Raw genomic sequence first — 25,992 nt, 5'->3', positions numbered from 1 at the left:
CCCCCTACAGCAGATTCACGCGCATGTTTTCACGCGCCACCATGGCTCCTGACCAGAGTTGCCGCGCTTCGGCCTCCAGCGTTTCCATAAACTGGTCCTCATGATCGGGATCATGATGGAAAATCGCAAGCGCCTTCACCCCGGCGGTGCGACACAGCCGCACGCCTTCCTGCCAGGTCGAATGGCCCCAGCCGACATGATCTTCGTATTCCTCATCGGTATAGGTGCTGTCATAGATCACCAGATCGGCGCCTTCGATCAGACCGAGGATATTCTGGTCCGGCTTGCCGGGCGTGTGTTCGGTGTCGGTGACATAACACAGCGCCTTGCCGCCATATTCGAACCGGTAACCGGTGGCCCCGTCAGGGTGATTGAGCGTCGTCGTTCGCACCCGGATATTGTCGCCCAGGCTGAAACTGTCGCCGGCGCGGAAGTCGAGGCTCTCGATCCGCGCGCCCATCTTGTCCAGCGGCACGGGAAAGAACGGCTGCGCCATCTGCGACTGCAGGGCATTGCCGATCCCGCCCTTGTCGCTGAGATGACCGGCATGGATGGTGAAGTGGCGGTCATCCTTGAAGGCCGGCGAGAAGAACGGGAAGCCGTTGATGTGATCCCAGTGCGTGTGGGACAGGAAGATGTCGCCCTGCGTCACGTTGCGCTTCAGCAGCCAGTGACCGAGATTGCGGATGCCGGTGCCGGCATCGAGGATAATCAGGCGGTCGCCGATCTTCAGCTCGACGCAGGAGGTATTGCCGCCGAACACCATGTGACGCGGGGATGGCGTCGCGATACTGCCGCGAACACCCCAGAACTTGACCTTGAAGCCCATCCCCGCCTCCGCCCTGCCGGCTATGAAGCTGGCAGTATGGTTTCGACCAGGCGGGACCAGTAGCTGGCGCCGATCGGCAGAACGTCGTCGTTGAAGTCGTAACGCGGGTTGTGAACCATGCAGCTCTCTTCGCCGGCGCCATTGCCGATCCAGACATAAGAGCCCGGCTTTTCGCGCAGCATCCAGGCGAAATCTTCCGCCCCCATGCTCGGGTTCACGTTGCGCAGCACATTCTCGCCACCCACAACGATGGCGGCGGCATTGGCAGCCAGCTCCGTCTCGTCAGCCGTATTGATGGTCGGCGGATAGCGGCGCTGGTAATCCAGCTTGGCGGTGGCGCCATGGGCAGCGGCGATGCCGGTGACGATCTGGTTCATGCGCGCCTCGATCATATCCTGCACTTCCGGCAGGAAGGCGCGCGTGGTGCCGGCGATCATCACGTCTTCAGGAATCACGTTGGTGGTATGGCCGCCCTGGATCTGGCAGCAGCTGACCACCGCGCATTGCAGCGGGTCGACATTGCGCGCCACGATATTCTGCAGCGCCAGCACGATTTCAGCGGCGATCACCACCGGATCGACACCGCGATGCGGGTAGGCGCCATGGGCGCCGACGCCCTTGATCTTGATCCAGAACATATCGGCCGACGCCATCATCGGACCGGTTCGCACGGCGAACTTACCCACATCGATGCCCGGCATGTTGTGCATGCCGAACACGGATTCGCAGGGGAATTTGGTGAAAAGGCCTTCATCGACCATCACTTTGCCACCGGCGACGTTCTCCTCGGCCGGCTGGAAGATGAAATGCACGGTGCCGTCGAAGGACTTCGACTTGGCCAGATACTGCGCGGCGCCCAGCAGCATGATGGTGTGGCCGTCATGGCCGCAGCCATGCATCTTGCCCTCATGCTTGGACTTGTGGCCGAAGTCGTTCATCTCGACCAGGTCGAGCGCATCCATGTCGGCGCGCAGGCCGATGGCGCGGTTGCCCTTGCCGGCCTTCAGCGTGCCGACCACGCCGGTCTTGGCCAGACCCCGATGCACCGGCATGCCGAAGGACTCCAGCGTCCTGGCGACGAACTCGGATGTGCGATGCTCCTCGAAAGCGGTCTCGGGATGCATGTGCAGGTCCTGCCGCCAGGCGGTCAACTGGGTCTTGTTGGCGACGATGTCATCAATCAACTTCATGGGGCTCTCCGCCAAGGAATGGGCTGGGGGAAAAATGTCGGGCTGGCGACGATAACCGATTGATTTTGTTGTTTCCAGCCGCTCAAATTCGCATTGACTCAGGGGGTCCGCTATGGTCTTGTCCGCCCGCGGACGGTGCGCATCTGCGCTGCTGCCGTCAAGATAATACGGAAATCCATGGAATTCGCTGATCTAGGCTTGAGCGAGCCTGTCCTCAAGGCCGTTTCCGAAGCCGGTTATACCACACCCACCCCGATCCAGGCCCAGGCCATTCCGATCGTGCTCATGGGTCGCGACGTGCTCGGCACCGCCCAGACCGGCACCGGCAAGACCGCCGGGTTCACCCTGCCCCTGATCGATATCCTGGCCGGTGGCCGCGCCCGCGCCCGCATGCCGCGCGCGCTGATCCTGGAGCCGACCCGCGAACTGGCCGACCAGGTCGCCCAGAGCTTCGACAAATACGGCAAGAACTCTCCGCTTTCGATGGCGCTGCTGATCGGCGGCGTGAATTACACCGAGCAGGAAAAGCTGCTTGATCGCGGCGTCGACGTGCTGATCGCCACGCCGGGTCGCCTGATCGACCATTTCGAGCGCGGCAAGGTCATGCTGACCGGCGTGCAGATATTCGTCATCGACGAAGCCGACCGCATGCTGGACATGGGCTTCATGCCCGATATCGAGCGGATCGGCAAAATGCTGCCGCCGCTGCGCCAGACGCTGTTCTTTTCGGCCACCATGGCTGCGGACATGCGCAAGCTGGCTGACAAATTCCTGAGCAACCCCAAGGAAATCGAGGTTGCGCGCCAGGCCACGACGGCCGAATCGATCGCCCAGTTCCAGATCGTCGTGCCGCACAAGCTGAAGCGCGAAGCGCTGCGCACCCTGATCCGCAACGAAGATGTGAAGAACGCCATCATCTTCTGCAACCGCAAGCGCGACGTGGATATCCTGGCGAAATCGCTGGCCCGTCACGGTTTCGACGCTCAGCCGCTGCATGGCGACATGGACCAGTCGGTTCGTACCGCCACGCTGGAGAAGTTCAAGAAGGGTGAGATCGGCATTCTGGTCGCCTCCGACGTCGCCGCCCGCGGCCTCGACGTCCAGGGCCTGACCCACGTCTTCAATTTCGACGTCCCGACCCATCCGGAAGATTATGTCCATCGCATCGGCCGCACCGGTCGCGCCGGCATGAACGGCCGCGCCTTCACGCTGGTCGCCGGCGAAGACGGCAAGTATCTCTCGGCCATCACCCGCCTGATCCAGCGCGAAATTCCGGTGATGGAACTGCATGGCTTTTCCCAGGAAGAGAATGCCGCTGCGATTGCTGCCGGTGGCGGCGAAGAGCGCAGCGAACGCGGTGGTGAACGCAGCAGCAAGGGCCGCGGTCGCGGCGGTCGTGGGCGTGATCGCGAAGGCGATCGCACCCGCAGCCGGGATCGTACCCGCGAACCCCGCACCAGCGATGCCTCCATGCAGCCGCAGGAGGCCGTTGCCGTTGCCGTCGAACCGCAGGGCGAACAGCCCCAGCAGGAAGCCCGCGCCGAGCAGCCGCGCCAGGAACGTCAACCGCGTCCGGAACGCCAGCCGCGTGCGGAAAAGCCGCGTCCGGAACCGCGTGCTGAGCAGCCGCGCGAAGCCCGCGACCAGGTTCAGCCCCGCCGCGAACGCAACGACCGCGACCGCAATGACCGCGGCCGTCGCGATCATCGTGAAGATCGCGAGCCGCCGGTTGTCGGCATGGGCGACCATGTCCCGGACTTCCTGCTCCGCCCGAGCCGCCGCGCCTCCTGATCCATCGCCGACTCCGGCCGGCTGATTGCAGGCCGCCGCGGAGTTCGTTTACAGTCGCGGCAGGACGATAGAACGGAGCCCGGCGATGCAGACGATTTTCGTGATGGTGAAGTGCGAGCTGGGCCGCGCCTACGATGTTGCCGTGAAGGCCGTCGAAGAGGTGGAACAGGTTTCAGAAGTGCATTCGATCTCGGGCCAGTATGACCTGATGATGAAATGCTACCTGTCCGATGGCCAGGACATCGGCCATTTCGTCGTCAACAAGCTGCAGACGATCACCGGCGTGAAGGACACCTTCACCCTGATCACCTTCAAAGCGTTCAACTAAACGAAATTAGCGGCGGCTGCCTGCGGCCCGCGGCGCCGTGGTCACCGTGCTGCCGGTTGACGGCGCCACGGTCATATCGACCTTCGAGCCATACAGCGTTGAGCGCACAATCATGACCGAGGCGACGCGATCGCCGCCGCCGGACAGGAAGGTCAGCTGGCTGGTTTCTGCCCGCACCACGGCCACTTCCGTCCAGCCGTAATTTCCCATCTCGCGGCGGATGAAATCGAACATCTGGTCCGCCGAGGAATTCACACTGTAGGACAGGCGGCCGATCCAACGGTCGCCCTCGCCCAGGATGATCGTGCGATTGGAATCCAGCGTATAACCGTCCGGCAGCGCCACGCCGGCAATCTGGGTCGGCGGCCCGCTGCCGGCCTTGCCGGAATCAGCCGAGGATCCGCCACTGCTGTTCCAGGCCGAGCAACCGGCAAGCGCGCCGATGATGGCGACAAGCGCCAGGGCCCTGACAACCGGGCGGCTCGTAAAGCTAGCACTGACCATAGTCGTCCGACGTCCCCCGGCGAATCGCTCAGTATTTTGTTTACCATACTTGCCCGGACAAGTCGCCTTCACCCTTCCGGATACCAGTCCACCGTGTTCGGCGATGCCCGCTGAAGGTGATCTTGTCGCCCCGGCAAATTTATTTTATACTTAAAATAATAACGACGCCCTCGGGAGGCTTGGGTTTGACCGTGCCAGTGCAGGACAGAGGTTCAGCAGGCGATTTTACCGGCCGGCATGTGCTGGTGACCGGCGCCAGCCGTGGCATCGGCTGGGCGGTCGCGCAGAGCTTTGCCCGCCAGGGCGCCCGGATCAGTCTGGCGGGACGCGACACCGCGCTGCTGGACCAGCGCCGCGTCAGTCTTGCCGGCTCCCATGCCGCATTCACCGCCGATCTCACTGACGCCGCCGCCGCCACAACCATGATGCAGCAGGCCGTCGCGGCCGCCGGGCCGATCGATATTCTGGTCAACAATGCCGGCTTCGGTGCCAGCCAGGCCTTTGCCAGGATGACCGCTGCCCATTGGGACCAGATGCTGGCCGTGAATCTTTCCAGCGTCTTCCATGTCACCCGCGCCGCCATCGACGGCATGCTGCCGCGCAAATCCGGCCGCATCATCAACATCGCCTCGACCGCGGGCCTGACCGGCTATGCCTATGTCGCCGCCTACGTCGCCGCCAAGCATGGCGTGGTCGGACTGACCCGGGCACTGGCACGCGAATTCGCCACCAGCGGCATCACCGTCAATGCCATCTGCCCCGGTTATGTCGACACCGATATGACGGCGACCACCATTGAAACCATCGTGAAGAAAACCGGTCGCAGCGCCGAAGACGCGCGGGCCGAACTGGCCAAAAGCAATCCGCAGGGCCGCCTGATCCAGCCGCAGGAAGTGGCCGATGCCGCACTGTGGCTCGCCAGCGATGCAGCTGCCTCCGTGACCGGACAGGCCATCGCGATTGCCGGGGGAGAAGTGATGTCATGAGTGAAATCCGCCAGACCGTCCCGCCGCCGGCCAATGATCGGGAAACCTCGGCCACCCGCGACGACAAGCTGGAGTTGCGGCTCTGGCTACGGCTGCTCACCTGCTCCAGCCTGATCGAGCAAAATGTGCGCGGTGCGCTGCGCACCCAGTTCGACACCACCCTGCCCCGTTTCGATCTGCTGGCTCAGCTCGATCGTGCGCCCGACGGCCTGACCATGAGCGAGCTGTCGGCCCGCATGATGGTCTCAAACGGCAATATCACCGGTCTCGCCGACCGTCTGGTCGATGAAGGCCTGGTCAAGCGCACGCCGTCGCAGCGCGACCGCCGGTCCAGCCATATCAGCCTGACCCCGGCCGGCAAGAAGGCCTTCGATGCCATGACGCCGGTCCATGAGGACTGGATCGACCGCATGATGGGCGGCCTCAGCCGTCAGGACATGCAGCAGCTGTTCCAGTTGCTGGGCAAGCTGAAGCAGTCGGTGCACCAGAACGCCGTCGAGCCGGATGAGGGAGACAAGCCGTGAGTCAGCTGGCAAAGGATTTCAAACCGAAGCATTTCGGCTGGTCGGTCGATGGCAAGGCGGCGACGGTCACGCTGAACCGGCCCGAGCGCAAGAATCCCCTCACCTTCGAGTCTTATGCCGAACTGCGCGATACCTTCCGCGCCCTGAATTATGTCACCGACGTGAAGACGGTCGTCATCACCGGCGAGGGCGGCAATTTCTGCTCCGGCGGCGATGTGCACGAGATCATCGGCCCGCTGGTGAAGATGAAAGAGGCCGGTGACATGGCCGGCCTGCTGGCCTTCACCCGCATGACCGGCGACCTGGTCAAGGCGATCCAGCATTGCCCGCAGCCGGTGATTGCCGCCGTCGACGGCATCTGTGCCGGCGCCGGCGCGATCCTGGCCATGGCCTCCGATCTGCGTATCGGCACGCCGCGCACCAAGACCGCCTTCCTGTTCGTGCGGGTTGGCCTTGCCGGCGCCGATATGGGCGCCTGCAACATCCTGCCGCGCATCATCGGCTCGGGTCGCGCCGCCGAACTGCTGTTCACCGGCCGCAGCATGAGCGCCGAGGAAGGCGAGCGCTGGGGCTTCTACAACCGCCTGGTGGCGCCCGAACAGATGCTGGCCGATGCGATGGCGCTGGCGAAAGAACTCGCCGACGGCCCGACCTTCGCTCATGGCATCACCAAGACCTGCCTGCATCAGGAATGGTCGATGGATTTGGATGCCGCCATCGAAGCCGAGGCGCAGGCCCAGGCGATCTGCATGCAGACGCAGGATTTCGCCCGCGCCTATCACGCCTTTGTCGCCAAGCAGAAACCCGTCTTCGAGGGCAACTGAGATGGCGGATATCAGCTATCTGAACTGGCCGTTTTTCGAGGAGCGTCATCGCAAGCTGGCCGCATCGCTGCAGGCCTGGGCGAAGCAGCATGCCAGCCATCATGACGAAAACGAGGATATCGATGCTGTCTGCCGCGGCTTTGTCGCGCAGCTCGGCAGGGACGGCTTCCTCGGCCTGACCGTGCCAAAGGATGGCGGCGGCACCTATGACAAGCTGGAAGTGCGCTCGCTGGCCATCGCCCGCGAGACACTGGCCTACCACCACGGCCTCGCCGACTTCTCCTTCGTGATGCAGGGCCTGGGCTCCGGCCCGATCAGCCAGTTCGGCACAGCCGAGCAAAAAAATCGCTGGCTGCCCGGTGTGGCCAACGGCACGAAGATCGCCGCGCTCGCCATGTCCGAACCCGATGCCGGCTCCGATGTCGCCGCCGTCAGCACCGTAGCCGTGCCGGATGGGCAGGGCTATCGGCTGAACGGCGTGAAAACCTGGATTTCCAACGGCGGCATCGCCGACCAGTACACGGTCGTTGCCCGCCTGGGCGACGCGCCGGGCGCCAAAGGCCTCGCCATCTTCGTGGTGGAAGCCGGCACGCCGGGCTTCAGCGTGCCCGAACGCATCGACGTCACCGCGCCGCATCCGCTCGGCCGCCTGGAATTCAAGGATTGTGTGATCCCTGCCGGCAACCTGATCGGCAAGCCCGGCGAAGGCTTCAAGATCGCCATGAGCAATCTCGATGTCTTCCGCTCCACCGTTGGCGCCGCCGCACTCGGTTTTGCAAGGCGCGCGCTCGACGAGGCGCTCCGCCGCGTGCATGAGCGCAAGGTCTTCGACCAGAAGCTGGCGGATTACCAGCTCACCCAGGCCAGGATCGCCGATATGGCCACCGAGATCGATGCCTCGGCCCTGCTGATCTATCGCGCCGCCTGGACCAAGGATATGGGCGCGGCGCGTGTCACGCGCGAAGCCTCGATGGCCAAGATGTATGCCACCGAAGCGGCCCAGCGCGTGGTCGATTCCGCCGTGCAGCTCTGGGGTGGGCTTGGCGTCAAACGCGGTACCATGGTGGAAAGCCTGTATCGCGAAGTCCGCGCGCTCCGCATCTATGAAGGCACCACCGAGATCAACAAGCTGGTGATCGCCGGCCAGACCTATGCGGCCTTCGCCAGCGAGGATGGCCAGCCATGAAGATTCTCGAACCGCTCAAGCTCAATGGCGTGACGCTGCCCAACCGCATCGCCGTGCCGGCCATGGTGACGCGGCTCTCGGGCGAGGATGGCTACGTCAACCAGCCGATCATCGACCGCTATGTGCGCTACGCCCAGGGCCATGTGGGACTCATCGTTGTCGAAGCGACCGCCGTGCACAGCAACAAGTCGGGTCCGCTCCTGCGGATTTCGGATGACGAATTCATTCCCGGCCATCGCGACCTGGTCGATCAGGTGCACAGCGCCTCCGACAGCAAGGTCGTGCCGCAGATCATCCACTTCCTGAAAGTGGCGCGCTCCGGCTGGCGCCAGACCATCGATAGTCTCAGCGAAGACGACATCGAGCGCATCATTGAGGAGTTCGGCCGGGCCGCCGCCCGCGTCCGCACCGCCGGCTATGACGGCGTCGAGCTGCATTCGGCCCATGCCTATACGCTCTCCTCCTTCCTCTCGCGCCGCAACCCGCGCCGCGACGACTACGACGGCCGCACCCTGGAAGGACGGCTGGCCATGTTCGGCCGCGTCATGCAGAGCGTGCGCCGGCATGTCGGTCACGACTGGACCGTAGGCGTGCGCTTCCTGGCAGAAGAAGCCATCAAGGAAGGCTACACCGTCGAGGATGCCAAGCTGATCGCTCTGCGCATGGCGCAGCTCGGCGTCGATTACATCTCGCTCTCGGTTGGCGGCAAGTTCGAGGATGCCGTGCATCGCGAAGGCCAGCCGCTCTATCCTTACACGGGCTATTCCGGCGACCGCTGCATGCCTGGCGACTGGTATCCGCCGCTGCCGCACGCCCATCTGGCCGCCGGCATCAAGCAGTTCATCAATTCAAAAGGCTACACCGTGCCGGTGATCTCGGTTGGCAAGATCAGTGCCCCGAGCGAGGCGGAGCATCTTCTGAACAGCGGCCAGGCCGATATGATCGGCATGGCGCGCCAGCTGCTGGCCGATCCGGACTGGGTCAAGAAGATCGAGGAAAAGCGCAACGACCAGATCGTGCGCTGCATCTACTGCAACGTCTGCAAGCAGCTCGACGAGAAGTTCAAGGAAGTGACCTGCTTCCTCTGGCCCAAGGGCCTGATGCAGGCGCCGCCCGATGTCACCGACGGCAATGCGCCGCACTGGCCCGAAGGCGGTGCCGGCCTGGCTGCCACCGTCGAGAAGGGCCAGATCAAGCTGACCTGGAACAAGGCGGTGGCCGGCAGCGAACAGATCGCCGGCTACAATATCTACCGCGCCGAGGACGATGGCGATGCCCATGTCACCGAAGCGGTGAAATCCACCAAGCATGCCGACAAGGTGGTGCTTGGCGGCCTGCGCTACACCTATTACGTCCGCGGCCATGATGCCGCCGGCCGTGCAACACCGCCGTCAGATGCGGTGCGTATCGACCTCCCCGTCCCGATCGCCGAACCTGCTTTGCCTTCGTCCGAGGTTCGCCATGCATAACTTTGAGCCATCAGCCCATATCGACACCTTCCCGCGTGATCATCTGCCGCCACAGGATCAGTGGCCGGTGATGTTGTGGGACACGCTGCCGGAACTGAAAGCCTATCCAAAGCGCATGAACTGCGCCCGCGAGCTGCTCGACAAGCAGGCGGCGATCCACGGCGACCGCCCGGTGATCCACTACAACGATGAAGTCTGGACCTACCGGCAGCTGCTGGAGACCGCCAACCGCATCGCCCATGTGCTGGTGCAGGACCTCGGCGTAAAACCCGGAAATCGCGTGCTGCTGCGCTCGCCCAACAATCCCATGTATGTCGCCTGCTGGTTCGCGGTGATGAAGGTTGGCGCCGTCGCCGTCGCCACCATGCCGCTCTACCGCTGGCGCGAACTCACCTTCATGACCGAGAAGGCCGAGATCGACCTGGCGATCTGCGACTGGCGCCTGCGCGACGAGATGGAGACGACCCTCAAGGAGTCAAAAAACCTCAAGCGCGTCTGTTATTTTTACAACGAAGGCGCGCCGGACTCGCTCGAAGCCCGCATGGCGGGCAAGCCGGCCAGCTTCGAGACGCTGGACACCGCCTGGGACGATGTCTGCCTGATCGCCTTCACCTCCGGCACCACCGGGCCGGCCAAGGGCTGCATGCATTTCCACCGCGACGTGATGGCGATCTGCGACACCTTCAACCGCTATCTGCTGCGTCCCACGAAAGACGATATCTTCACCGGCAGCCCGCCGCTGGCCTTCACCTTCGGGCTCGGCGCGCTGGTCACCTTCCCCATGCATGTGGGCGCCAGCACGGTGCTGGTCGAACAGTACAATCCGCAAAAGATGCTGGAGACCATCCAGGCCAAGAAGGTGACGATCCTGTTCACCGCGCCGACCGCCTATCGCGCCATGACCGACATGGCGAAGAACTACGACATCTCCTCGCTGAAAAAAGGCGTCTCTGCCGGCGAGACCCTGCCGCTCGCCACCTATCAGGGCTGGTATGACGTCAGCGGGGTCAAGCTGATCGACGGCTTGGGCGGCACCGAGATCCTGCATATCTTCATCACCTCCGAAGGCGACGGCATCCGTCCCGGTGCCACCGGCAAGCCGATCCCGGGTTACGAAGCCGCGATCTTCGACAAGGATGGCAAACCGGTGCCACCCGGCACCGTGGGACGACTGGCCATTCGCGGTCCGGTCGGCTGCCGTTATCTCGACAACCCGGAACGCCAGACCACCTATGTGCAGAACGGCTGGAACTTCACCGGCGACGCTTATATGTGCGACGAGGACGGGTATTACTGGTACCAGGCCCGCGCCGACGACATGATCATTTCGGCCGGCTACAACATCTCCGGTCCGGAAGTGGAATCCGTGCTGCTGCTGCATCCGCTGGTGCAGGACTGCGCCGTGGTCGGTGCCCCCGATGGCGAGCGCGGCCAGGTGGTGAAGGCCTATGTGGTCCTGCGCGAAAAGGACAAGGCCGCGCCCGATACGGCCAAGGCGCTCCAGGATTTCGTCAAGGCCGAGATCGCGCCCTACAAATATCCGCGCGCCGTGGAATTCATCGATGCCCTGCCGCGCACCGAAAGCGGCAAGGTCCAGCGCTTCGTGCTGCGCAAGCAGGGCTGAACCGCCGGACGACGGGGGAAAAGTGCAAGTTTCCCTCCTCTCCGTCCATTGGCGGGCAGCCGGGATTGCTTATGGTTGCAGGCGGGGACGGGACGATATCGAGTATGCACGATAGTGCTTGCGGCGGTCAAAACCGGCACTATAGTACCTGTCATATAAGGAATATGAGGAAGCGCCGCGAGGCAGAGATCGTGCGGTTTTCGCACCGGGCAGCCCCGGCCGGACCGCCACTCCCCCGCAGCAACACAAGAGTACCGGTGCGCCCGCTCGGCTTGAAGGTCGGTTTGGACGCATCGTGCAAGCGTAGAGTAAGCTGTGCGTACAGGGGCATGCGCCGCATGACGTTGCGGCAGGGGCCATAACAGAGGAGCCGCGGGCCGGATCAACCGGCACCGCGCAGGGAGAGGAGCTCATTATGAAGATGTCGACCGCACTTCGGCTGACCAGCGCACTGGCGCTCGCGGCAGTGCCGTTTGTTGCCCAGCCGGCGGCAGCCCAGGCCAAGAAAATCAAGATCGGCTTCGTCACCACGCTGTCGGGTCCCAACGCCGCCTATGGCGTGGACATGAAGAACAGCGTCGAGCTGGCGCTCGCTCACCTTGGCGGCAAGATGGGCGGCATCCCGGTCGAGGTCATCTATGAAGATGACGAGCAGAAGCCGGAAGTCGGCAAGCAGAAGACCGAAAAGCTGATGCAGCGCGACAAGGTCGACTTCGTCGCCGGTTACATCTGGTCGAACGTCCTGCTCGCCTCCTACAAGTCGGTGGTCGATGAGGGCACCTTCCTGATCAGCGCCAATGCCGGTCCCTCGCCGCTGGCCGGTGAGCAGTGCCACAAGAATTTCTTCGCCGCCTCCTGGCAGAACGACCAGAACACCATGGCCGCCGGCGAAGTGCTGAACCAGAAGGGCGTGAAGAGCCTCTATATCGTGGCGCCCAACTACGCTGCCGGCCAGGACATGGCCAATGGCGTGAAGTCCACCTTCAAGGGCCAGGTGGTCGGCCAGGACATGACCAAGTGGCCTGACCAGCTCGACTTCTCGGCCGAAATCTCGAAGATCCGTGCCGCCAAGCCCGGCGCCGTCTTCGTCTTCTTCCCCGGCCGCGCCGGCGTGCAGTTCTTCCAGCAGTACAGCCAGGCCGGTCTGAAGAAGGACATCCCGCTCTACTCCACCTTCACGGTCGACTCCGTCACGCTGAAGCTGCAGAAGGATCTGACGCTGGATACCTACCAGACGCTGTGGTGGGCTTCGGATCTGCCCTATGCCGCCAACCAGAAGTTCGTCGGCGAGTACAAGAAGAAGCACAAGGACACGCCGACCTTCTACGGCGCGCAGTCCTACGACACCATCAACCTGATCAACTCGGCCGTGGTCGCCACCAAGGGCAAGGTTTCCGACAAGGATGCCGTGCGCAAGGCGCTCGAAGCCGCCAAGTTCGATTCGGTGCGTGGTCCGATGCGCTTCGGCAAGAACCACTTCCCGATCCACAACATCTACCAGCAGGAAGTCTACAAGGTCTCGGAGACCGAGTATGACATCCGCACGGTCAGCACGGTCTACACCGATCTGACTGACCCCTACGCTGCCAAATGCGCGATGAAATAAGCGGCATTTGACCTGCAAATCGGCGGGGCGTCGGATTCCTCCGGCGCCCCGTTTTGCATCCGGGTTTTCTGAGACTGTTTGATTGCCTCGCAGAGTATTTGATGCTTAAAATATCTCAACGGGGGGCTCCCAAGGGCTTGCAACACAGACGCTGTGTAGCGGCGGTGCATCGCAAGATGGGCCGGTCCGCAGGCATGTCACTCAAGGAGACACGAACGATGCGTTTCAGCTTTAAAAGTCTTGCCGTCCTCGCCACTGCGCTCACGGCCCTGCCATTCATGGCCCATGATGCCGCCGCCCAGGCCGCCAAGAAGATCAAGATCGGTTACGTCACCACGCTGTCGGGCCCCAACGCGGCCTACGGCCAGGACATGAAGAATGCCTTCGAACTGGCGCTCGACCATATGGGTCGCAAGATGGGCGGCGTGCCGGTCGAGGTGATCTACGAAGACGACGAGCAGAAGCCGGAAGTCGGCAAGCAGAAGACCGAGAAGCTGCTACAGCGCGACAAGGTCGATTTCGTCGCCGGCTATATCTGGTCGAACGTGCTGCTGGCCTCCTACAAGCCGGTGATCGACTCCGAGACCTTCCTGATCAGCGCCAATGCCGGTCCGTCGCAGCTCGCCGGCGAAGGCTGCAGTCCCTATTTCTTCGCCGCCTCCTGGCAGAACGACCAGAACCACATGGCTGTGGGTGAGCTGCTGAACCAGAAGGGCATCAAGAAGCTCTATATGGTGGCGCCGAACTATGCCGCCGGTGTCGACGGCACCAACGGCGTGAAGTCGCTCTACAAGGGCGAAGTGGTCGGCCAGGACATGACCAAGTGGCCCGACCAGCTCGACTTCTCGGGCGAGATTTCCAAGATCCGCGCGGCCAAGCCGGAAGCCGTCTACATCTTCTTCCCCGGCCGCGCCGGCGTGCAGTTCTACCAGCAGTACAGTCAGGCCGGCCTGAAGAAGGACATCCCCGTCTATTCGGCCTTCACCATCGATGCCGTCACGCTGAAGCTGCAGAAGGATCTGGTGCTCGACACCTATCTGACGTCCACCTGGGGCACCGATCTGCCCTATGCGGCGAACCAGAAGTTCGTCACCGATTACAAGAAGAAGTACAAGGAGACGCCGGCCTTCTACGGCGCCCAGGCCTATGACGCCGCCAACCTGATCGCTTCTGCCGTCGCCGCCACCAAGGGCAACCTGAAGGACAAGCAAGCGGTCGGCGCGGCGCTCAAGGCGGCGAAGTTCGACTCCGTGCGCGGCGCGTTCAGGTTCGGCAACAACAACTTCCCGATCCAGAACGTCTACCAGCAGGAAGCCTTCAAGGTCAGCGACACGGAATACGACCTGCGCACCGTCAGCACCGTGCTGACCGCGCATCAGGATCCGCATGCCGCCAAGTGCAAGATGTAAACCAGCCCTGGATGCGCCGCGTGCAAGCGCGGCGCATCCGTCTTTTCGATGAGTGCCCCTAAATCATGATGCTTCTGTTCGAGCAATTCCTGAACGGCCTGCAAATCGGCCTGCTGCTGTTCCTGCTGGCCGCCGGCCTCACCCTGGTCTTCGGCATCATGGACCTGGTGAACCTGGCGCATGGCTCGCTCTATATGATGGGCGCCTATTTCGCCGCGGTCTTCACACAATGGACCGGCAACTTCTTCCTCGGCGCGCTGCTCGCCCTGCCGGCCGGCGCCCTGCTCGGCATCGCCGTCGAAGTGGTGGCGCTGCGTACGCTTTACACCCGCGACCATCTCGACCAGGTGCTGGCCACCTTCGGCCTGATCCTGTTCTTCAATGAACTGGCCCGCCTGATGTTCGGCGTCGGCGGCATGACCATCGCCCTGCCCGAATGGCTCAGCGGCCAGATCATGGTGCTGCCCGGCCTGCCCTATCCGTCCTACCGCTTCCTCATCATCGTCGTCGGCCTGCTCTGCGCCCTCTTCCTCTATGTTCTGGTCCAGCGTACGCGGCTCGGCATGCTGATCCGCGCCGGCGCCTCCAACCGCGAAATGGTCGGCGCGCTCGGCGTCGACATCAAACTGCTGTTCACCCTGGTCTTCGGCCTCGGTTCGGCGCTGGCGGCGCTGGCCGGCCTGATGGCCGGTCCGGTCACCACCGTGCAGATCGGCATGGGCGACAACATCCTGATCCTGGCCTTGGTGGTGATCGTGATCGGCGGCATCGGCTCGATCCGCGGCGCCTTCATCGCCGCCATCGCCATCGGCATCATCGACACCATAGGGCGCGCCTTCCTGCCCAATATCCTGGGCACCGTCCTCAATCCTTCGGAAGCCGGCACGCTGGCGACCGCGCTGTCCTCCATGCTGATCTACATCCTGATGGCTGCCGTTCTGGTGTTGCGTCCCGCGGGCCTGTTCCCCGCACCCGGCCGCTGAGGAGCTTTGTCCGTGTCCGTACTCGCTGCTCAGCCGAGCCCCAGCGCATCGCGCAACATCACCACCCTGGTCGGCCTGATCGTCCTGGCATTCCTCGGCCTCGTGCCGGTCTTTGCCGTTGTCTTCGACGATCCCTTCCTGCTGACGCTCTTCACCCGCATCGTCATCATGGCGATCGCAGCGGTCAGCCTGAACCTGATCCTGGGCTATGGCGGCCTGGTCAGCTTCGGCCATGCCGCCTATATCGGCATCGGCGGCTATACCGTCGGCATCCTCGCCTTCCATGGCGTGCATGCCGCCTGGATCCAGTGGCCACTGGCGATTGTCATCAGCGGCATCGCCGCGGCCCTTATCGGCCTGCTGTCGCTGCGGACCAAGGGCATCTTCTTCATCATGATCACGCTGGCGCTGGCCCAGCTGGTCTACTACATCGGCAACGGCGCCTTCGCCTATGGCGGCGACGATGGCCTGACCATTATGAAGCGCTCGGATTTCGGCGGCCTGATCGACCTCAACCACAAGCCGAGCTTCTATTACCTCTGCTGGCTGCTGCTGGCCGTCACCATCTATCTCTGCCATCGCGCGGTGAATTCCCGCTTCGGCATGGTGCTGCAGGGCGCCAAGTCGAACGACCGCCGCATGGCCACGATTGGCTTCCCGGTACATCGCTATCGCCTCACCGCCTTCATCATCGCCGGCATGGTCTGCGGCCTGGCCGGCGTGCTGACCGCCACCTTCACCAATTTCATCAGCCCGGCGATGATGCACTGGAGCCGCTCCGGCGATCTCATTGTCATGGTGGTGCTCGGCGGCATGGGCAGCCTGTTCGGCCCGCTGTTCGGCACGGTGGCCTTCCTGCTGCTGGAAGAAATCCTCTCGAGCTGGACCGAATTCTGGAAGATCGTCTTCGGCCCGATCCTGGTGCTGGTGGTGATCTTCGCCCGCGGCGGCATCGATGGCGCCATCCTGCGCGGCCAGACCGGCAAGCTGATGGCCGGCTTGGGCCTGTTCTACATCGTCTATGGCATTCATCTGGTCTATGAGCGCGACTGGCTGGTGCCGGCGCTGATCTTTGCCGGCGCGCTCGGCCTGCTGGCCCTGTCGATCTGGTGGGAGCAGCGCCAGCGTGGCGACGCCGCGGCGGCGGAGGGCCACGGCCATGACTGAGCCCATGCTGAAAGTCCCTGTTCTCAAAGTAGATGGTCTGGTCAAGCGCTTCGGCGGATTGACCGCGACCGACAATCTCTCGCTCGATATCCGCGCTGGCGAAATCCATGCGGTGATCGGCCCCAACGGCGCCGGCAAGACCACGATGATCGGCCAGCTGATCGGCGAACTGCGCCCCGATGCCGGCACCATCCATTTCATGGGCCGCGACATCACCGCGCTGCCGGTGCATCTGCGCTCGGCACTCGGCATCGCCCGCTCGTTCCAGATCACCTCGATCTTCCCGAACTTCACCGCGCTCGATAACGTCGCGCTCGCCGTGCAGGCCCATGATGGCCATTCCTTCCGCTTCTGGGCCGCCGCCCGCGCCGATCGCAGTTTGCGCGACCCCGCAATGGCGGCGCTGGAGCAGGTCGGCCTGGCCCATCGCGCCGATGTCATCGCCAGCGTGCTGAGCCACGGCGAACATCGCCAGCTGGAAATCGCCATGGCACTGGCCACGCGGCCGAAGCTGCTGCTGCTGGATGAGCCGATGGCCGGCATGGGCCCTGAGGATTCCGCCCGCATGGTCACCATGCTGGGCCGCATTAAGGGCAGCGTCACCATGCTGCTGATCGAACACGACATGGACGCCGTCTTTGCCCTGGCCGACCGCATCACCGTGCTGGTCTACGGCCATGGCATCGCCACCGGCACGCCCGACGAGATCCGCCGCAACGAACAGGTGCGCCAGGCCTATCTCGGCGACGAAGCGGAGGCCGTGTGATGACCGACCTGCTCACCGTCGACGCCATCGACACCTTCTACGGCCGCAGCCAGGTGCTGTTCGGCATGTCGCTCAGCATCAAGGCCGGCGAAGTGGTCACGCTCATGGGCCGCAACGGCATGGGCAAGTCCACCACCATCCGCTCGATCATGGGCATGACGCCGGCCGCGCGCGGCCATATCCGCTTCCGCAACGACGAAATCCGCGGCCTGCCCTCCTACCGCGTCGCCAAGATCGGTGTTGGCCTGGTGCCGGAAGGCCGCCAGATTTTCCCCAACCTGTCGGTGAAAGAGAATCTGATCGCTACAGCCGCCAACCGCAGTGGCACCAGCAATCCCTGGCATTACGAGCGCGTGGTCGAGCTGTTCCCCCGCCTCGCCGAGCGGGTGAATAACATGGGCAACCAGCTCTCGGGGGGCGAGCAGCAGATGCTGGCCGTCGGCCGGGCCCTGATGACCAATCCGCATCTGCTGATCCTCGACGAGGCGACCGAAGGCCTCGCACCGCTGATCCGCCTGGAAATCTGGCATTGCCTGGAGCGCCTGAAACAGGCCGGCCAGGCCATCCTGGTTGTGGATAAGAATGTGCAGGCCCTGACCCGGCTGGCCGACCGGCATTACGTGATCGAAAAGGGCCGCGTGGTCTGGCAGGGCAATTCGGCCGAACTGAAGGCCGCCCCCGATATCCAGCACCGTTATCTCGGCATCTGAATTTCATCTTTGGCCCCATGGACACCGGGGGCCGGCCGCAGCAAAGTAGGCACCGCGCGGGGCCGTGATCGGGGGATACCGGCCCGCCGCCCGAGGGGAGCGGTCATGTATCACGACGACCTGCATCATGCAGCGGAACTCGCCCACGCGGCGGTGACCAGCATGACGCGGTTCGGCATCGCGCCGACCCCGATCAATTTCACCATCTGGTACGAATACCACGCTGGCCGCGACCCGGCCCTGAGCCGCGCCATCGATGCGCTGCTGGCCTCCAGCAAGCCGTTCACGCCCGACACCACGCTGCAGCTCTACGAGGAATTCCTCAATCCGGCGCGCATGCTGCGGGCTTCGCGCGACACCACCGAAAAACTGCAGCAGGCGATGGAAGAACTGCGCAGCTTTGTCGGCGCCGCCGAGGAAGACACCCGCTCCTACGGCGAGAAGCTGGAAGATTTCTCCGACAAGCTCGACAGCCACGGCAACGGCCCGGCCTTCGGCTCTCTGGTCGGCGCCATGCTGCAGGAAACCCGCAGCATGCAGGAGCGCAACCAGTCGCTGGAGGACCGCTTGGCCGAGACGACGGCCGAGGTGCAGCAGCTGCGCGAGCATTTCGAGCAGGCCCGCCGCGAGGCGCTGTCGGACAGCCTCACCGGTCTGGCCAACCGCAAGAATTTCGAACAGACCCTGACTCTGTTCACCAAGGCGGCGCAGGACAGTCACGAGCCGCTCTGCCTGATGCTGCTCGATATCGATCATTTCAAGCTGTTCAACGACCGCCATGGCCACCAGACCGGCGACACCGTGCTGCAGCTGGTGGCCCGCACGCTCAGCGACAATGTGAAGGGCCAGGACCTGGCCGCGCGCTACGGCGGCGAGGAATTCGCCCTGCTGCTGCCGCGCACCCGCGCCGACCAGGCCGTCAAACTCGGCGACAACATCCGCGCGCTGATTGCCACCCGCAAACTGGTCAAGCGCGCCTCGGGCGAAGAGCTTGGCCGCATCACCATTTCGGCCGGCGTCGCCGAATACCGGGTGGGCGAAGCGCTCAGCGCCTTTGTGCAGCGCGCCGATGGCGCGCTCTACAACGCCAAGAATCACGGCCGCAACCGTGTGCTTGCCGCAACGGAAACCTCCAGTCTGACCGAGACGGTTCTCCGCTCCTGACAAATCGGCTAGCGTTGCCTCCATCAAGGGAGAGAAACGCATGGCTTGGACCACGCTCATTGTCGAGAAGGCCGATGGTATCGCCACGGTCACCCTCAACCGCCCCGAACGGCTGAACGCGCTCAGCACCGACCTGATGGTCGAACTGGGCCAGGCGCTCGCCGAGATCGAGGCCGATGCCGCGATCCGCTGCCTGCTGCTCACCGGCGCCGGCCGCGGCTTTTGCTCCGGCGCCGATCTCGCCAGCGGCGACCTGATGAAAGACGGCGGCCCGCCCGATTTGGGCCAGGCGCTGCATCAGAACTATCATCCGGTGATCCGCAAGCTTGCCAGCTTTCGTATGCCGGTGGTCTGCGCCGTCAACGGCCCGGCGGCCGGCGCCGGCATGAGCCTGGCGCTGACCGGCGATATCGTCATCGCGGCGAAATCGGCCAGCTTCCTGCAGGCGTTTGCCAATATCGGCCTGGTGCCCGATGCCGGCAGCACCTATTTCCTGCCGCGGCTGGTCGGCTCGGCCCGTGCGCTCGGCCTCACCATGCTGGGCGAACCGCTGCCGGCCGAGACGGCGGCCGCCTGGGGCCTGGTGTGGAAATGCGTCGACGATGCCGCCCTGATGGATGAAGCCCGCAAAGTGGCGCAGAAATTCGCTTTGGGCCCCACCATCGGCCTGGGCCAGATCCGTAAGCTGATCCGCCAGTCGGCCAGCAACGGCCTCGATGCGCAGCTGGAAGCCGAGCGCGAATCCCAGGTGATCGCCGGCCGCAGCCGCGACTTCATCGAGGGCGTGATGGCCTTCCTGCAGAAGCGCGCGGCCAAGTTTACCGGCAAGTGACGATGACGCCGCAGGAGCTGGCCGATGCCATCGGCAAGGTGGCGCATGAGCGCGATCTCGCGGCTCAGCGGCTCGGCGTCGAGCTGCTGGCGATGGCGCCCGGCGGCTGCACGCTGCGCATGACCGTACGGCCCGACATGGTGAACAGCCACGGCACCTGCCATGGCGGCATGATCTTCACGCTGGCGGACTCAGCCTTCGGCTATGCCTGCAATTCCTTCAACGCGGCGACGGTGGCGCAGCAATGCGACATCACCTTTTTGCGGCCGGTGCCGGTCGGCACGGTGCTGACGGCGAAGGCGGAACTGAAATCGGCCTCGGGCCGCAGCAGCATCTACGATATGACAGTGACGGATGCGGACGGCACCGTCATGGCGGTGTTCCGTGGCCTCGCCCGCATGGTGAAAGGTGAAACGCTGCCCGGCGCGGCAGCGGCAAAGGCCTAGCGCCAGCGGCGCGCGGCGCCGACGACCCGGCGCGAGGGCGGCGGCACGGCGGTCTTGGCCGCACGCGCGACTTCGAGGGCGGTCTTCGCCCACTCCACCGCCTGTTCGGCATCATCAACCAGCTCGGCCGGCATCTTCCAGTAGCTCATCTGCACCGGCTTGCCCTTGCCGTCATAGACGAAGGGCTCGCAGCCCTTGTCCTGGTAGGCCTTCTGGCTCTCGGCGTCGGCCTTCAGGTAGATCGTATCGTCATCCACCAGGCCGAACATCACGCCACGGCTGTATATCCCCGCCCCGCCGAACATGCGGCGGACTGCAATGCCGCCCAGCGGGGCGAACAGCTCCTGGACGAACTCGATGAAGTCGGGACTCGCGCTCATGGGCCGGCAGACTAGCCAACCCGTTCGCGCCGGCCAAGAGCGCTTTGACCGCCTGCGGCACTTTTGCTAATCTCGCTGGCGATGGGGATGGAGTCCCCCGATAACCGCCGCCGGCCCACCTGAAACAACCAAGGGCCCGGTCGCTGATGGCTCCTACCGCAAGTCGATGGCGGTGGGAGTCTGTCCGGAATACCCCCCTCCGCTCTCGATCACAAAGACCAACGCCGTCCCGTGGGGCGGCCATGACGATGGAGCGAGGAATGATCGGGTATTTCTATATTGCTGCCGGCGGCGCGCTCGGCAGCATCGCCCGTTACTGGATGACCGAAGCCGTCGACGCCCGGCTGAACGCCGATTTTCCCTGGGGCACGATCCTGGTGAATGTCAGCGGCTCGTTCGTGATCGGCGCGCTCGGCGCGCTGGCCTTTGGCGAAGGACGCTGGACGCTGAGCGATGGCGGCCGTCTGTTCCTGATGGTCGGCATCTGCGGCGGCTTCACGACATTTTCCAGCTTCAGCCTGCAGACCCTCGTGCTGCTGCGCGAGGGCCTGCTGCTGCGGGCCGGCGGCAATGTGGCGCTGTCAGTGTTCGCCTGCCTGCTGGCCACCTGGGCCGGCCTGGCGCTGATGCAGGCCCTGAAAGGCGGCGCCTGAGGTTTACTGTTCGACGAAGGCTTTCTCGATCACGTAATGGCCGGCGCCGGTGGTGCTGCCCTCTTCCCACTTCAGGCCGTCCAGCATCTCGCGCATTTCGCTCAGCATCTGCGGGCTGCCGCAGAGCATCAGGCGGTCGGTCTCGATGTTGAGCGGCGGCAGGCCCAGATCGCTGAACAGCTTGCCGCTGCGGATCAGGTCGGTGATGCGGCCCTGGTTGCGGAAATCCTCGCGCGTCACGGTCGGATAATACAGCAGCTTGGCTTTCACCTCGTCGCCGAAGAACTCGTTCTCCGGCAGCTCGCGCGTGATGTAATCCTGGTAGGCCAGTTCACCCACGGTGCGCACGCCATGCACCAGCACCACGCGGTCGTAGCGCTCGTAGGCTTCATGGTCCTTGATGATCGACATGAAGGGCGCGAGGCCAGTGCCGGTGCCCAGCAGATACAGCGTCTTGCCCGGATGCAGGTTGTCCTGCAGCAGCGTGCCGACCGACTTGCGGCCGACGATGATCTTCTCGCCCACCTTCAGATGCTGCAGCCTGGAGGTCAGCGGGCCGTCCGGCACCTTAATCGAGAAGAATTCCAGATGCTCTTCGTAATTGGCGCTCGCCATCGAATAGGCGCGCAGCAGCGGCTTGTTGTCGACGATCAGACCGATCATCGCAAACTGGCCGTTGATGAACCGGAAGGTCGGATCGCGGCTGGTGCGGAAGGTGAAGAGATTGTCGGTCCAGTGATGGACGAAGGTGACCGTCTCCTCACGCAGATTGCCGCCGGGCTTGAGCAGCGGATGCGAGGGCGTGGCAGGAACGACGGCGGCGGCAGCGGAAGATGACATGGGCTTGAAATCCGTTTGGGGGGCAGCGCGGGATACTACGGGGCTGACCAGAACTCACGGCCTAAATCATATGTACACATATAATATGGTTCCGGCCGCTTGAACAGCGCATATTTCGCATTCCACGGCCAAAATCAAGGTTTAGGTGGAATACACAATAATTCAGTGTTTAAAAGCTCGCCTTCGTGCCGGCGGCGGCGCCATATTATTTTAAGTATAAAATAATTCTGAGGCCGCGCAAGCAGGTTTTAACTGCGCCAGCCGCAGCTTTGCCGCCATGCATAGGCCTTCGCGCAAAGCGCAATGGCCGAGGGTGCCGGTTTTTTGTGAGGCTTCCTTACCGGCCCTTCTGCTTGCGCCAGGCTTCGAAGTCCACCTTGGTCTGCGGATCGGTGGCCGGATAAAGCCCGCGGATCGACCGCCCGCCCAGCACCTGCTCGGTGACGAAATCCTCGAACGCCGTCATCTCGACGGCTTCGGTGGCGATCTCGTCGGCGATCTCCGCCGGGATCACCATGACGCCATCGGCATCGCCGACGATCACGTCGCCGGGGAAGACCGCCGCATCGCCGCAGCCGATCGGCACGTTGATGTCGATGGCTTCATGCAGCGTCAGGTTGGTCGGCGCAGAGGGACGGCTGTGGAAGGCCGGAATCTTGAGCTGCGCGATCTCGCCGGAATCGCGGAAGCCGCCATCGGTCACCACGCCGGCCACGCCGCGCATCATCAGGCGCGAGATCAGGATCGAACCGGCCGAAGCGGCACGCGCATCCTTGCGGCTGTCCATCACCAGCACGGCGCCGGGCGGGCAGATCTCCACCGCCTTGCGCTGCGGATGCTCAGGGTTCTGGAACACCGTGATCGGATTGCGGTCCTCGCGCGCCGGCATGTAGCGCAGCGTGAAGGCCTCGCCCACCATGGTCGGCAGCGACGGGTTGAGCGGCACCACATCCTGGATGAACTGGTTGCGCAGGCCGCGCTTGTAGAGCGCGGTGGCCAGCGTCGGCGTGCTGACGGTCTTCAGCTTGGCAAGGGTTTCGGCTTTGAGAGTCACGGGAAGGTCCTTCTTTTTTAAAAACTCAAGACAGCGTCGCGCCCTGGGTATCCACATACAGCGCATAGAGCGACTGGCTCGAGGCCATGAACAGGCGGTTGCGCATCTCGCCGCCGAAACACAGATTGGCGCAGCGTTCGGGCAGCGCAATGCGCCCGATCCCCTTGCCGTCGGCGTTGAACACCATCACGCCGTCCAGATCGTCGCTGCCCATGCCCCAGCCACACCACAGGTTGCCGCCGGTATCGACACGGAAACCATCGGCCGTGCCGGCACCGCAGTCGATCAGCACCTTGCGATTGGTGAGCGTCTTGCCGCCCACCACGTCATAGGCATGGATCAGGCGGTTCGGCGCCGCCAGCGACTCAACGATATAGAGCCGGCTTTCATCGGGCGAGAAGGCCAGGCCGTTCGGCCCGTTGAGGCCCTCGGCCGCCACGCTCAGATCGCCGGTCGCCGGATCGAGGCGATAGACATGCTGCGGCAGCTCGGACTGCCCCTTGCGGCTTTCGTAATTGCTGTTGACGCCGAAGATCGGATCGGTAAACCAGACGCTGCCGTCGGATTTCACCACGATGTCGTTCGGCGAGTTGAAGCGCTTGCCCTCGAAGCGGTCGGCCAGCACGGTGATGCTGCCGTCGTATTCGGTACGGGTGATGCGGCGCGTCTGATGCTCGCAGGTGACCAGCCGGCCCTGGCGGTCGCGCGTATTGCCGTTGGCGTAATTGCTGGGCTTGCGGAAGACGCTGACCGCACCGGTCTGCTCGTCCCAGCGCAGCATCTGGTTGTTCGGGATATCGCTCCAGATCAGGCAGCGCTGGTCGCCGAACCACACCGGACCTTCGGCCCAGCGAAAGCCGGTGGCCAGCCGTTCGACCGCCGCCGTGCGCAGGCGCAGCTTCATGAAACTGTCGTCCAGCACCTGCACGGCCGGATCGGGATAACGGGGTGTGGGCGTCCACATCAGAAGATGTCCGGTTCGCGCACCGGCGCACCGAAGCCGGTTTCAAGGAAGTCGAAGTCGCAGCCCTGATCGGCCTGCTTGATATGCTTGCTGAACATCCAGCCATAGCCGCGCTCGTAGCGCACCTCGGGCTGCTGCCAGGCCGCCTTGCGTTTTTCCAGTTCGGCGTCGGGCACATCCAGCGTGATGGTGCGCTTGTCGACATCGAGCGAGATGATGTCGCCGTTCTTCACCAGCGCCAGCGGTCCGCCGATATAGGATTCCGGCGCCACATGCAGGATGCAGGCGCCGTAAGACGTGCCGCTCATGCGCGCATCCGACAGCCGCACCATGTCGCGCACGCCCTGCTTCACCAGTTTCTTCGGGATCGGCAGCATGCCCCATTCCGGCATGCCCGGACCGCCGAGCGGACCCGCATTGCGCAGGATCAGGACGTGATCTGCCGTGACGTCGAGATTCTCGTCATCCACCGCCTTCTTCATCGACGGATAATCGTCGAACACCAGCGCCGGGCCGGAATGCTTGAGGAAACGCGGATCGCAGGCGCTCGGCTTGATCACGCAGCCATCGGGCGCCAGGTTGCCCTTCAGCACCGCCAGCGCACCCTCGGCATAGATCGCCGTCTCCACCGTACGGATGACATCATCGTTATGCACGGCAGCATGGGCGATATTCTCGGCCAGGGTCTGGCCCGTCACGGTGACCGCGTCCATGTGCAGATGATCCTTGATGCGGGTCATCAGCGCCGGCAGGCCGCCGGCATAGAAGAAGTCCTCCATCAGATAGTCTTCGCCCGAGGGACGGATATTGGCGATCACTGGGACTTTCCGTGACGCGATCTCGAAATCGTCCAGCGAGATATCCTGCCCGGCGCGGCGCGCCATGGCGATCAGGTGAATGATCGCGTTGGTCGAGCAGCCCATGGCCATGGCCACCGCGATGGCATTTTCATAGGCCTTGCGGGTCTGGATCGCCGTCGGCACCAGGTCTTCCCAGACCATGTCGACGATGCGGCGGCCGCAATCGCTGCTCATGCGGATGTGGTTGGCATCGGCGGCGGGAATGGAAGACGCGCCCGGCAGGGTCATGCCGATGGCCTCGGTGATCGCCATCATGGTGGCGGCCGTGCCCATGGTCATGCAGGTGCCGTAGGAGCGCGCGATGCCGGCCTCGATGTCGTTCCATTCCTGGTTCGAGATATTGCCGGCGCGGCGCTCGTCCCAGAACTTCCAGGCATCCGAGCCGGAGCCGAGGATCTTGCCCTTCCAGTTGCCGCGCAGCATCGGCCCGGCCGGCAGGTAGATCATCGGCAGGCCGGCGCTGGTGGCGCCCATCAGCAGACCCGGCGTGGACTTGTCGCAGCCGCCCATCAGCACCACGCCGTCGACCGGATGGCTGCGGATCAGCTCCTCGGTCTCCATCGCCAGCATATTGCGATAGAGCATGGTGGTCGGCTTGACGAAACTTTCCGAAACGGAGATCGCCGGCAGCTCGATCGGCAGCCCGCCGGCCTGCAGCACGCCACGCTTCACGTCTTCGACGCGATGCTTGAAATGCGCATGGCAGGGATTGATGTCGGACCAGGTGTTGACGATGGCGATCAGCGGCTTGCCGGTCCATTCGACGCTGGCATAGCCCATCTGCATGATGCGCGAGCGGTGACCGAAACTGCGCAGGTCGTCCGGCGCGAACCAGCGGGCGGAACGGAGCTGGTCTGGGGTCTTCTTCTTGCTGGCCATGGTTTACTCGTCAGAAAAAGAAAT

General features: G+C 63.8%; 26 protein-coding genes and 1 riboswitch. Of the genes, 18 read left to right on the top strand and 8 right to left on the bottom strand.

The window, feature by feature from the left end; translation table 11 throughout:
- Positions 1–4 precede the first annotated feature (4 nt).
- Positions 5–829, bottom strand: a complete 825-nt coding sequence (locus AC1ROT_RS18350) for an MBL fold metallo-hydrolase (protein ID WP_492971104.1) — start codon at positions 827–829, stop codon at positions 5–7.
- 20 nt (positions 830–849) lie between these two features.
- A complete protein-coding gene (locus AC1ROT_RS18345; RefSeq protein WP_492971105.1) occupies positions 850–2,019 on the bottom strand; it encodes a M20 aminoacylase family protein in 1,170 nt (389 codons plus the stop codon).
- A gap of 198 nt (positions 2,020–2,217) precedes the next feature.
- On the opposite strand from AC1ROT_RS18345, the gene AC1ROT_RS18340 reads away from it, so the two are divergent.
- A complete protein-coding gene (locus AC1ROT_RS18340; protein WP_493000730.1) occupies positions 2,218–3,810 on the top strand; it encodes a DEAD/DEAH box helicase in 1,593 nt (530 codons plus the stop codon).
- Between the two features lie 85 nt (positions 3,811–3,895).
- Positions 3,896–4,138, top strand: coding sequence for an Lrp/AsnC ligand binding domain-containing protein (locus tag AC1ROT_RS18335; protein WP_492971107.1), 243 nt, complete (start codon positions 3,896–3,898; stop codon positions 4,136–4,138).
- Positions 4,139–4,144: 6 nt separating this feature from the next.
- On the opposite strand, the gene AC1ROT_RS18330 is transcribed toward AC1ROT_RS18335, so the two are convergent.
- Entirely contained in the window at positions 4,145–4,642 is a 498-nt protein-coding gene (locus tag AC1ROT_RS18330) for a hypothetical protein (protein ID WP_492971108.1), read from the bottom strand.
- A gap of 191 nt (positions 4,643–4,833) precedes the next feature.
- Here AC1ROT_RS18330 and AC1ROT_RS18325 point away from each other — a divergent pair, with 191 nt between their 5' ends.
- The 15 genes from AC1ROT_RS18325 to paaI all read left to right on the top strand — a co-directional run bounded on the left by AC1ROT_RS18325 (position 4,834) and on the right by paaI (position 20,338).
- Entirely contained in the window at positions 4,834–5,628 is a 795-nt protein-coding gene (locus AC1ROT_RS18325) for an SDR family NAD(P)-dependent oxidoreductase (protein ID WP_493001172.1), read from the top strand.
- Positions 5,625–6,152 carry a MarR family winged helix-turn-helix transcriptional regulator gene (locus tag AC1ROT_RS18320; RefSeq protein WP_492971109.1) on the top strand — a complete coding sequence of 176 codons (528 nt, stop codon included), beginning with the start codon at positions 5,625–5,627 and terminating at the stop codon, positions 6,150–6,152. Before AC1ROT_RS18325 ends, AC1ROT_RS18320 begins: the two co-directional genes overlap by 4 nt.
- Positions 6,149–6,976 carry an enoyl-CoA hydratase family protein gene (locus AC1ROT_RS18315; RefSeq protein ID WP_493000729.1) on the top strand — a complete coding sequence of 276 codons (828 nt, stop codon included), beginning with the start codon at positions 6,149–6,151 and terminating at the stop codon, positions 6,974–6,976. Before AC1ROT_RS18320 ends, AC1ROT_RS18315 begins: the two co-directional genes overlap by 4 nt.
- A gap of 1 nt (position 6,977) precedes the next feature.
- A complete protein-coding gene (locus AC1ROT_RS18310) occupies positions 6,978–8,162 on the top strand; it encodes an acyl-CoA dehydrogenase family protein (RefSeq protein WP_493000728.1) in 1,185 nt (394 codons plus the stop codon).
- A complete protein-coding gene (locus tag AC1ROT_RS18305) occupies positions 8,159–9,631 on the top strand; it encodes an oxidoreductase (RefSeq protein ID WP_492971112.1) in 1,473 nt (490 codons plus the stop codon). Before AC1ROT_RS18310 ends, AC1ROT_RS18305 begins: the two co-directional genes overlap by 4 nt.
- On the top strand, positions 9,624–11,255 hold the full coding sequence (locus AC1ROT_RS18300; protein ID WP_493000726.1) for an AMP-binding protein: 1,632 nt from the start codon (positions 9,624–9,626) through the stop codon (positions 11,253–11,255). The genes AC1ROT_RS18305 and AC1ROT_RS18300 overlap by 8 nt, the downstream gene beginning before the upstream one ends.
- Before the next feature lie 421 nt (positions 11,256–11,676).
- Positions 11,677–12,861, top strand: a complete 1,185-nt coding sequence (locus tag AC1ROT_RS18295; RefSeq protein ID WP_492971114.1) for an ABC transporter substrate-binding protein — start codon at positions 11,677–11,679, stop codon at positions 12,859–12,861.
- 218 nt (positions 12,862–13,079) lie between these two features.
- On the top strand, positions 13,080–14,270 hold the full coding sequence (locus AC1ROT_RS18290) for an ABC transporter substrate-binding protein (protein WP_493000725.1): 1,191 nt from the start codon (positions 13,080–13,082) through the stop codon (positions 14,268–14,270).
- Positions 14,271–14,335: 65 nt separating this feature from the next.
- Positions 14,336–15,253, top strand: a complete 918-nt coding sequence (locus AC1ROT_RS18285; protein WP_492971116.1) for a branched-chain amino acid ABC transporter permease — start codon at positions 14,336–14,338, stop codon at positions 15,251–15,253.
- A gap of 12 nt (positions 15,254–15,265) precedes the next feature.
- Positions 15,266–16,420 carry a branched-chain amino acid ABC transporter permease gene (locus AC1ROT_RS18280; RefSeq protein ID WP_493000724.1) on the top strand — a complete coding sequence of 385 codons (1,155 nt, stop codon included), beginning with the start codon at positions 15,266–15,268 and terminating at the stop codon, positions 16,418–16,420.
- Entirely contained in the window at positions 16,413–17,186 is a 774-nt protein-coding gene (locus AC1ROT_RS18275) for an ABC transporter ATP-binding protein (RefSeq protein WP_492971118.1), read from the top strand. The genes AC1ROT_RS18280 and AC1ROT_RS18275 overlap by 8 nt, the downstream gene beginning before the upstream one ends.
- The gene (locus AC1ROT_RS18270; protein WP_493000722.1) at positions 17,186–17,896 is read left to right on the top strand and encodes an ABC transporter ATP-binding protein; all 711 of its coding nucleotides are present in this window, start codon (positions 17,186–17,188) and stop codon (positions 17,894–17,896) included. The genes AC1ROT_RS18275 and AC1ROT_RS18270 overlap by 1 nt, the downstream gene beginning before the upstream one ends.
- 105 nt (positions 17,897–18,001) lie before the next feature.
- Complete coding sequence (locus tag AC1ROT_RS18265) at positions 18,002–19,060, top strand: diguanylate cyclase (RefSeq protein ID WP_492971120.1); 1,059 nt, start codon at positions 18,002–18,004, stop codon at positions 19,058–19,060.
- A gap of 40 nt (positions 19,061–19,100) precedes the next feature.
- Complete coding sequence (locus AC1ROT_RS18260; protein ID WP_493000721.1) at positions 19,101–19,892, top strand: enoyl-CoA hydratase-related protein; 792 nt, start codon at positions 19,101–19,103, stop codon at positions 19,890–19,892.
- Between the two features lie 2 nt (positions 19,893–19,894).
- Positions 19,895–20,338: a hydroxyphenylacetyl-CoA thioesterase PaaI gene (gene paaI, locus AC1ROT_RS18255; RefSeq protein WP_492971122.1), complete on the top strand. Its 444-nt coding sequence runs from the start codon at positions 19,895–19,897 to the stop codon at positions 20,336–20,338.
- Here paaI and AC1ROT_RS18250 read toward each other — a convergent pair.
- On the bottom strand, positions 20,335–20,718 hold the full coding sequence (locus tag AC1ROT_RS18250) for a TfoX/Sxy family protein (RefSeq protein ID WP_492971123.1): 384 nt from the start codon (positions 20,716–20,718) through the stop codon (positions 20,335–20,337). The genes paaI and AC1ROT_RS18250 overlap by 4 nt on opposite strands.
- A 74-nt stretch (positions 20,719–20,792) precedes the next feature.
- A riboswitch (Fluoride riboswitch) is annotated at positions 20,793–20,881 on the top strand.
- Between the two features lie 100 nt (positions 20,882–20,981).
- On the opposite strand from AC1ROT_RS18250, the gene crcB reads away from it, so the two are divergent.
- On the top strand, positions 20,982–21,371 hold the full coding sequence (crcB, locus tag AC1ROT_RS18245) for a fluoride efflux transporter CrcB (protein ID WP_492972203.1): 390 nt from the start codon (positions 20,982–20,984) through the stop codon (positions 21,369–21,371).
- A 3-nt stretch (positions 21,372–21,374) separates the two neighbouring features.
- On the opposite strand, the gene AC1ROT_RS18240 is transcribed toward crcB, so the two are convergent.
- The 4 genes from AC1ROT_RS18240 to araD form a co-directional block, all read right to left on the bottom strand.
- Complete coding sequence (locus tag AC1ROT_RS18240; protein ID WP_492971124.1) at positions 21,375–22,211, bottom strand: ferredoxin--NADP reductase; 837 nt, start codon at positions 22,209–22,211, stop codon at positions 21,375–21,377.
- A gap of 337 nt (positions 22,212–22,548) precedes the next feature.
- Positions 22,549–23,265, bottom strand: coding sequence for a ribonuclease activity regulator RraA (locus AC1ROT_RS18235; protein ID WP_493000719.1), 717 nt, complete (start codon positions 23,263–23,265; stop codon positions 22,549–22,551).
- Between the two features lie 25 nt (positions 23,266–23,290).
- On the bottom strand, positions 23,291–24,229 hold the full coding sequence (locus AC1ROT_RS18230; RefSeq protein ID WP_493000717.1) for an SMP-30/gluconolactonase/LRE family protein: 939 nt from the start codon (positions 24,227–24,229) through the stop codon (positions 23,291–23,293).
- Positions 24,229–25,968, bottom strand: coding sequence for an L-arabinonate dehydratase (gene araD, locus AC1ROT_RS18225; protein ID WP_493000716.1), 1,740 nt, complete (start codon positions 25,966–25,968; stop codon positions 24,229–24,231). The genes AC1ROT_RS18230 and araD overlap by 1 nt, the downstream gene beginning before the upstream one ends.
- Positions 25,969–25,992: the final 24 nt, after the last annotated feature.

The organism is Ferrovibrio sp. GW821-FHT12E11 (assembly GCF_058806975.1).
The sequence above is the reverse complement of the archived record's forward strand: the minus strand, read 5'-3'. Positions and strand labels throughout refer to the sequence as shown.

Coding starts and splice junctions, on each gene's coding strand:
- AC1ROT_RS18350 (WP_492971104.1), bottom strand. CDS start 829: ATGGGCTTCAAGGTCAAGTTCTGGGGTGTTCGCGGCAGTATCGCGACG.
- AC1ROT_RS18240 (WP_492971124.1), bottom strand. CDS start 22,211: ATGTCATCTTCCGCTGCCGCCGCCGTCGTTCCTGCCACGCCCTCGCAT.
- AC1ROT_RS18305 (WP_492971112.1), top strand. CDS start 8,159: ATGAAGATTCTCGAACCGCTCAAGCTCAATGGCGTGACGCTGCCCAAC.
- AC1ROT_RS18345 (WP_492971105.1), bottom strand. CDS start 2,019: ATGAAGTTGATTGATGACATCGTCGCCAACAAGACCCAGTTGACCGCC.
- AC1ROT_RS18270 (WP_493000722.1), top strand. CDS start 17,186: ATGACCGACCTGCTCACCGTCGACGCCATCGACACCTTCTACGGCCGC.
- AC1ROT_RS18295 (WP_492971114.1), top strand. CDS start 11,677: ATGTCGACCGCACTTCGGCTGACCAGCGCACTGGCGCTCGCGGCAGTG.
- AC1ROT_RS18230 (WP_493000717.1), bottom strand. CDS start 24,229: ATGTGGACGCCCACACCCCGTTATCCCGATCCGGCCGTGCAGGTGCTG.
- AC1ROT_RS18260 (WP_493000721.1), top strand. CDS start 19,101: ATGGCTTGGACCACGCTCATTGTCGAGAAGGCCGATGGTATCGCCACG.
- AC1ROT_RS18265 (WP_492971120.1), top strand. CDS start 18,002: ATGTATCACGACGACCTGCATCATGCAGCGGAACTCGCCCACGCGGCG.
- AC1ROT_RS18275 (WP_492971118.1), top strand. CDS start 16,413: ATGACTGAGCCCATGCTGAAAGTCCCTGTTCTCAAAGTAGATGGTCTG.
- AC1ROT_RS18320 (WP_492971109.1), top strand. CDS start 5,625: ATGAGTGAAATCCGCCAGACCGTCCCGCCGCCGGCCAATGATCGGGAA.
- AC1ROT_RS18330 (WP_492971108.1), bottom strand. CDS start 4,642: ATGGTCAGTGCTAGCTTTACGAGCCGCCCGGTTGTCAGGGCCCTGGCG.
- AC1ROT_RS18290 (WP_493000725.1), top strand. CDS start 13,080: ATGCGTTTCAGCTTTAAAAGTCTTGCCGTCCTCGCCACTGCGCTCACG.
- AC1ROT_RS18310 (WP_493000728.1), top strand. CDS start 6,978: ATGGCGGATATCAGCTATCTGAACTGGCCGTTTTTCGAGGAGCGTCAT.
- AC1ROT_RS18250 (WP_492971123.1), bottom strand. CDS start 20,718: ATGAGCGCGAGTCCCGACTTCATCGAGTTCGTCCAGGAGCTGTTCGCC.
- araD (WP_493000716.1), bottom strand. CDS start 25,968: ATGGCCAGCAAGAAGAAGACCCCAGACCAGCTCCGTTCCGCCCGCTGG.
- paaI (WP_492971122.1), top strand. CDS start 19,895: ATGACGCCGCAGGAGCTGGCCGATGCCATCGGCAAGGTGGCGCATGAG.
- AC1ROT_RS18285 (WP_492971116.1), top strand. CDS start 14,336: ATGATGCTTCTGTTCGAGCAATTCCTGAACGGCCTGCAAATCGGCCTG.
- AC1ROT_RS18335 (WP_492971107.1), top strand. CDS start 3,896: ATGCAGACGATTTTCGTGATGGTGAAGTGCGAGCTGGGCCGCGCCTAC.
- AC1ROT_RS18300 (WP_493000726.1), top strand. CDS start 9,624: ATGCATAACTTTGAGCCATCAGCCCATATCGACACCTTCCCGCGTGAT.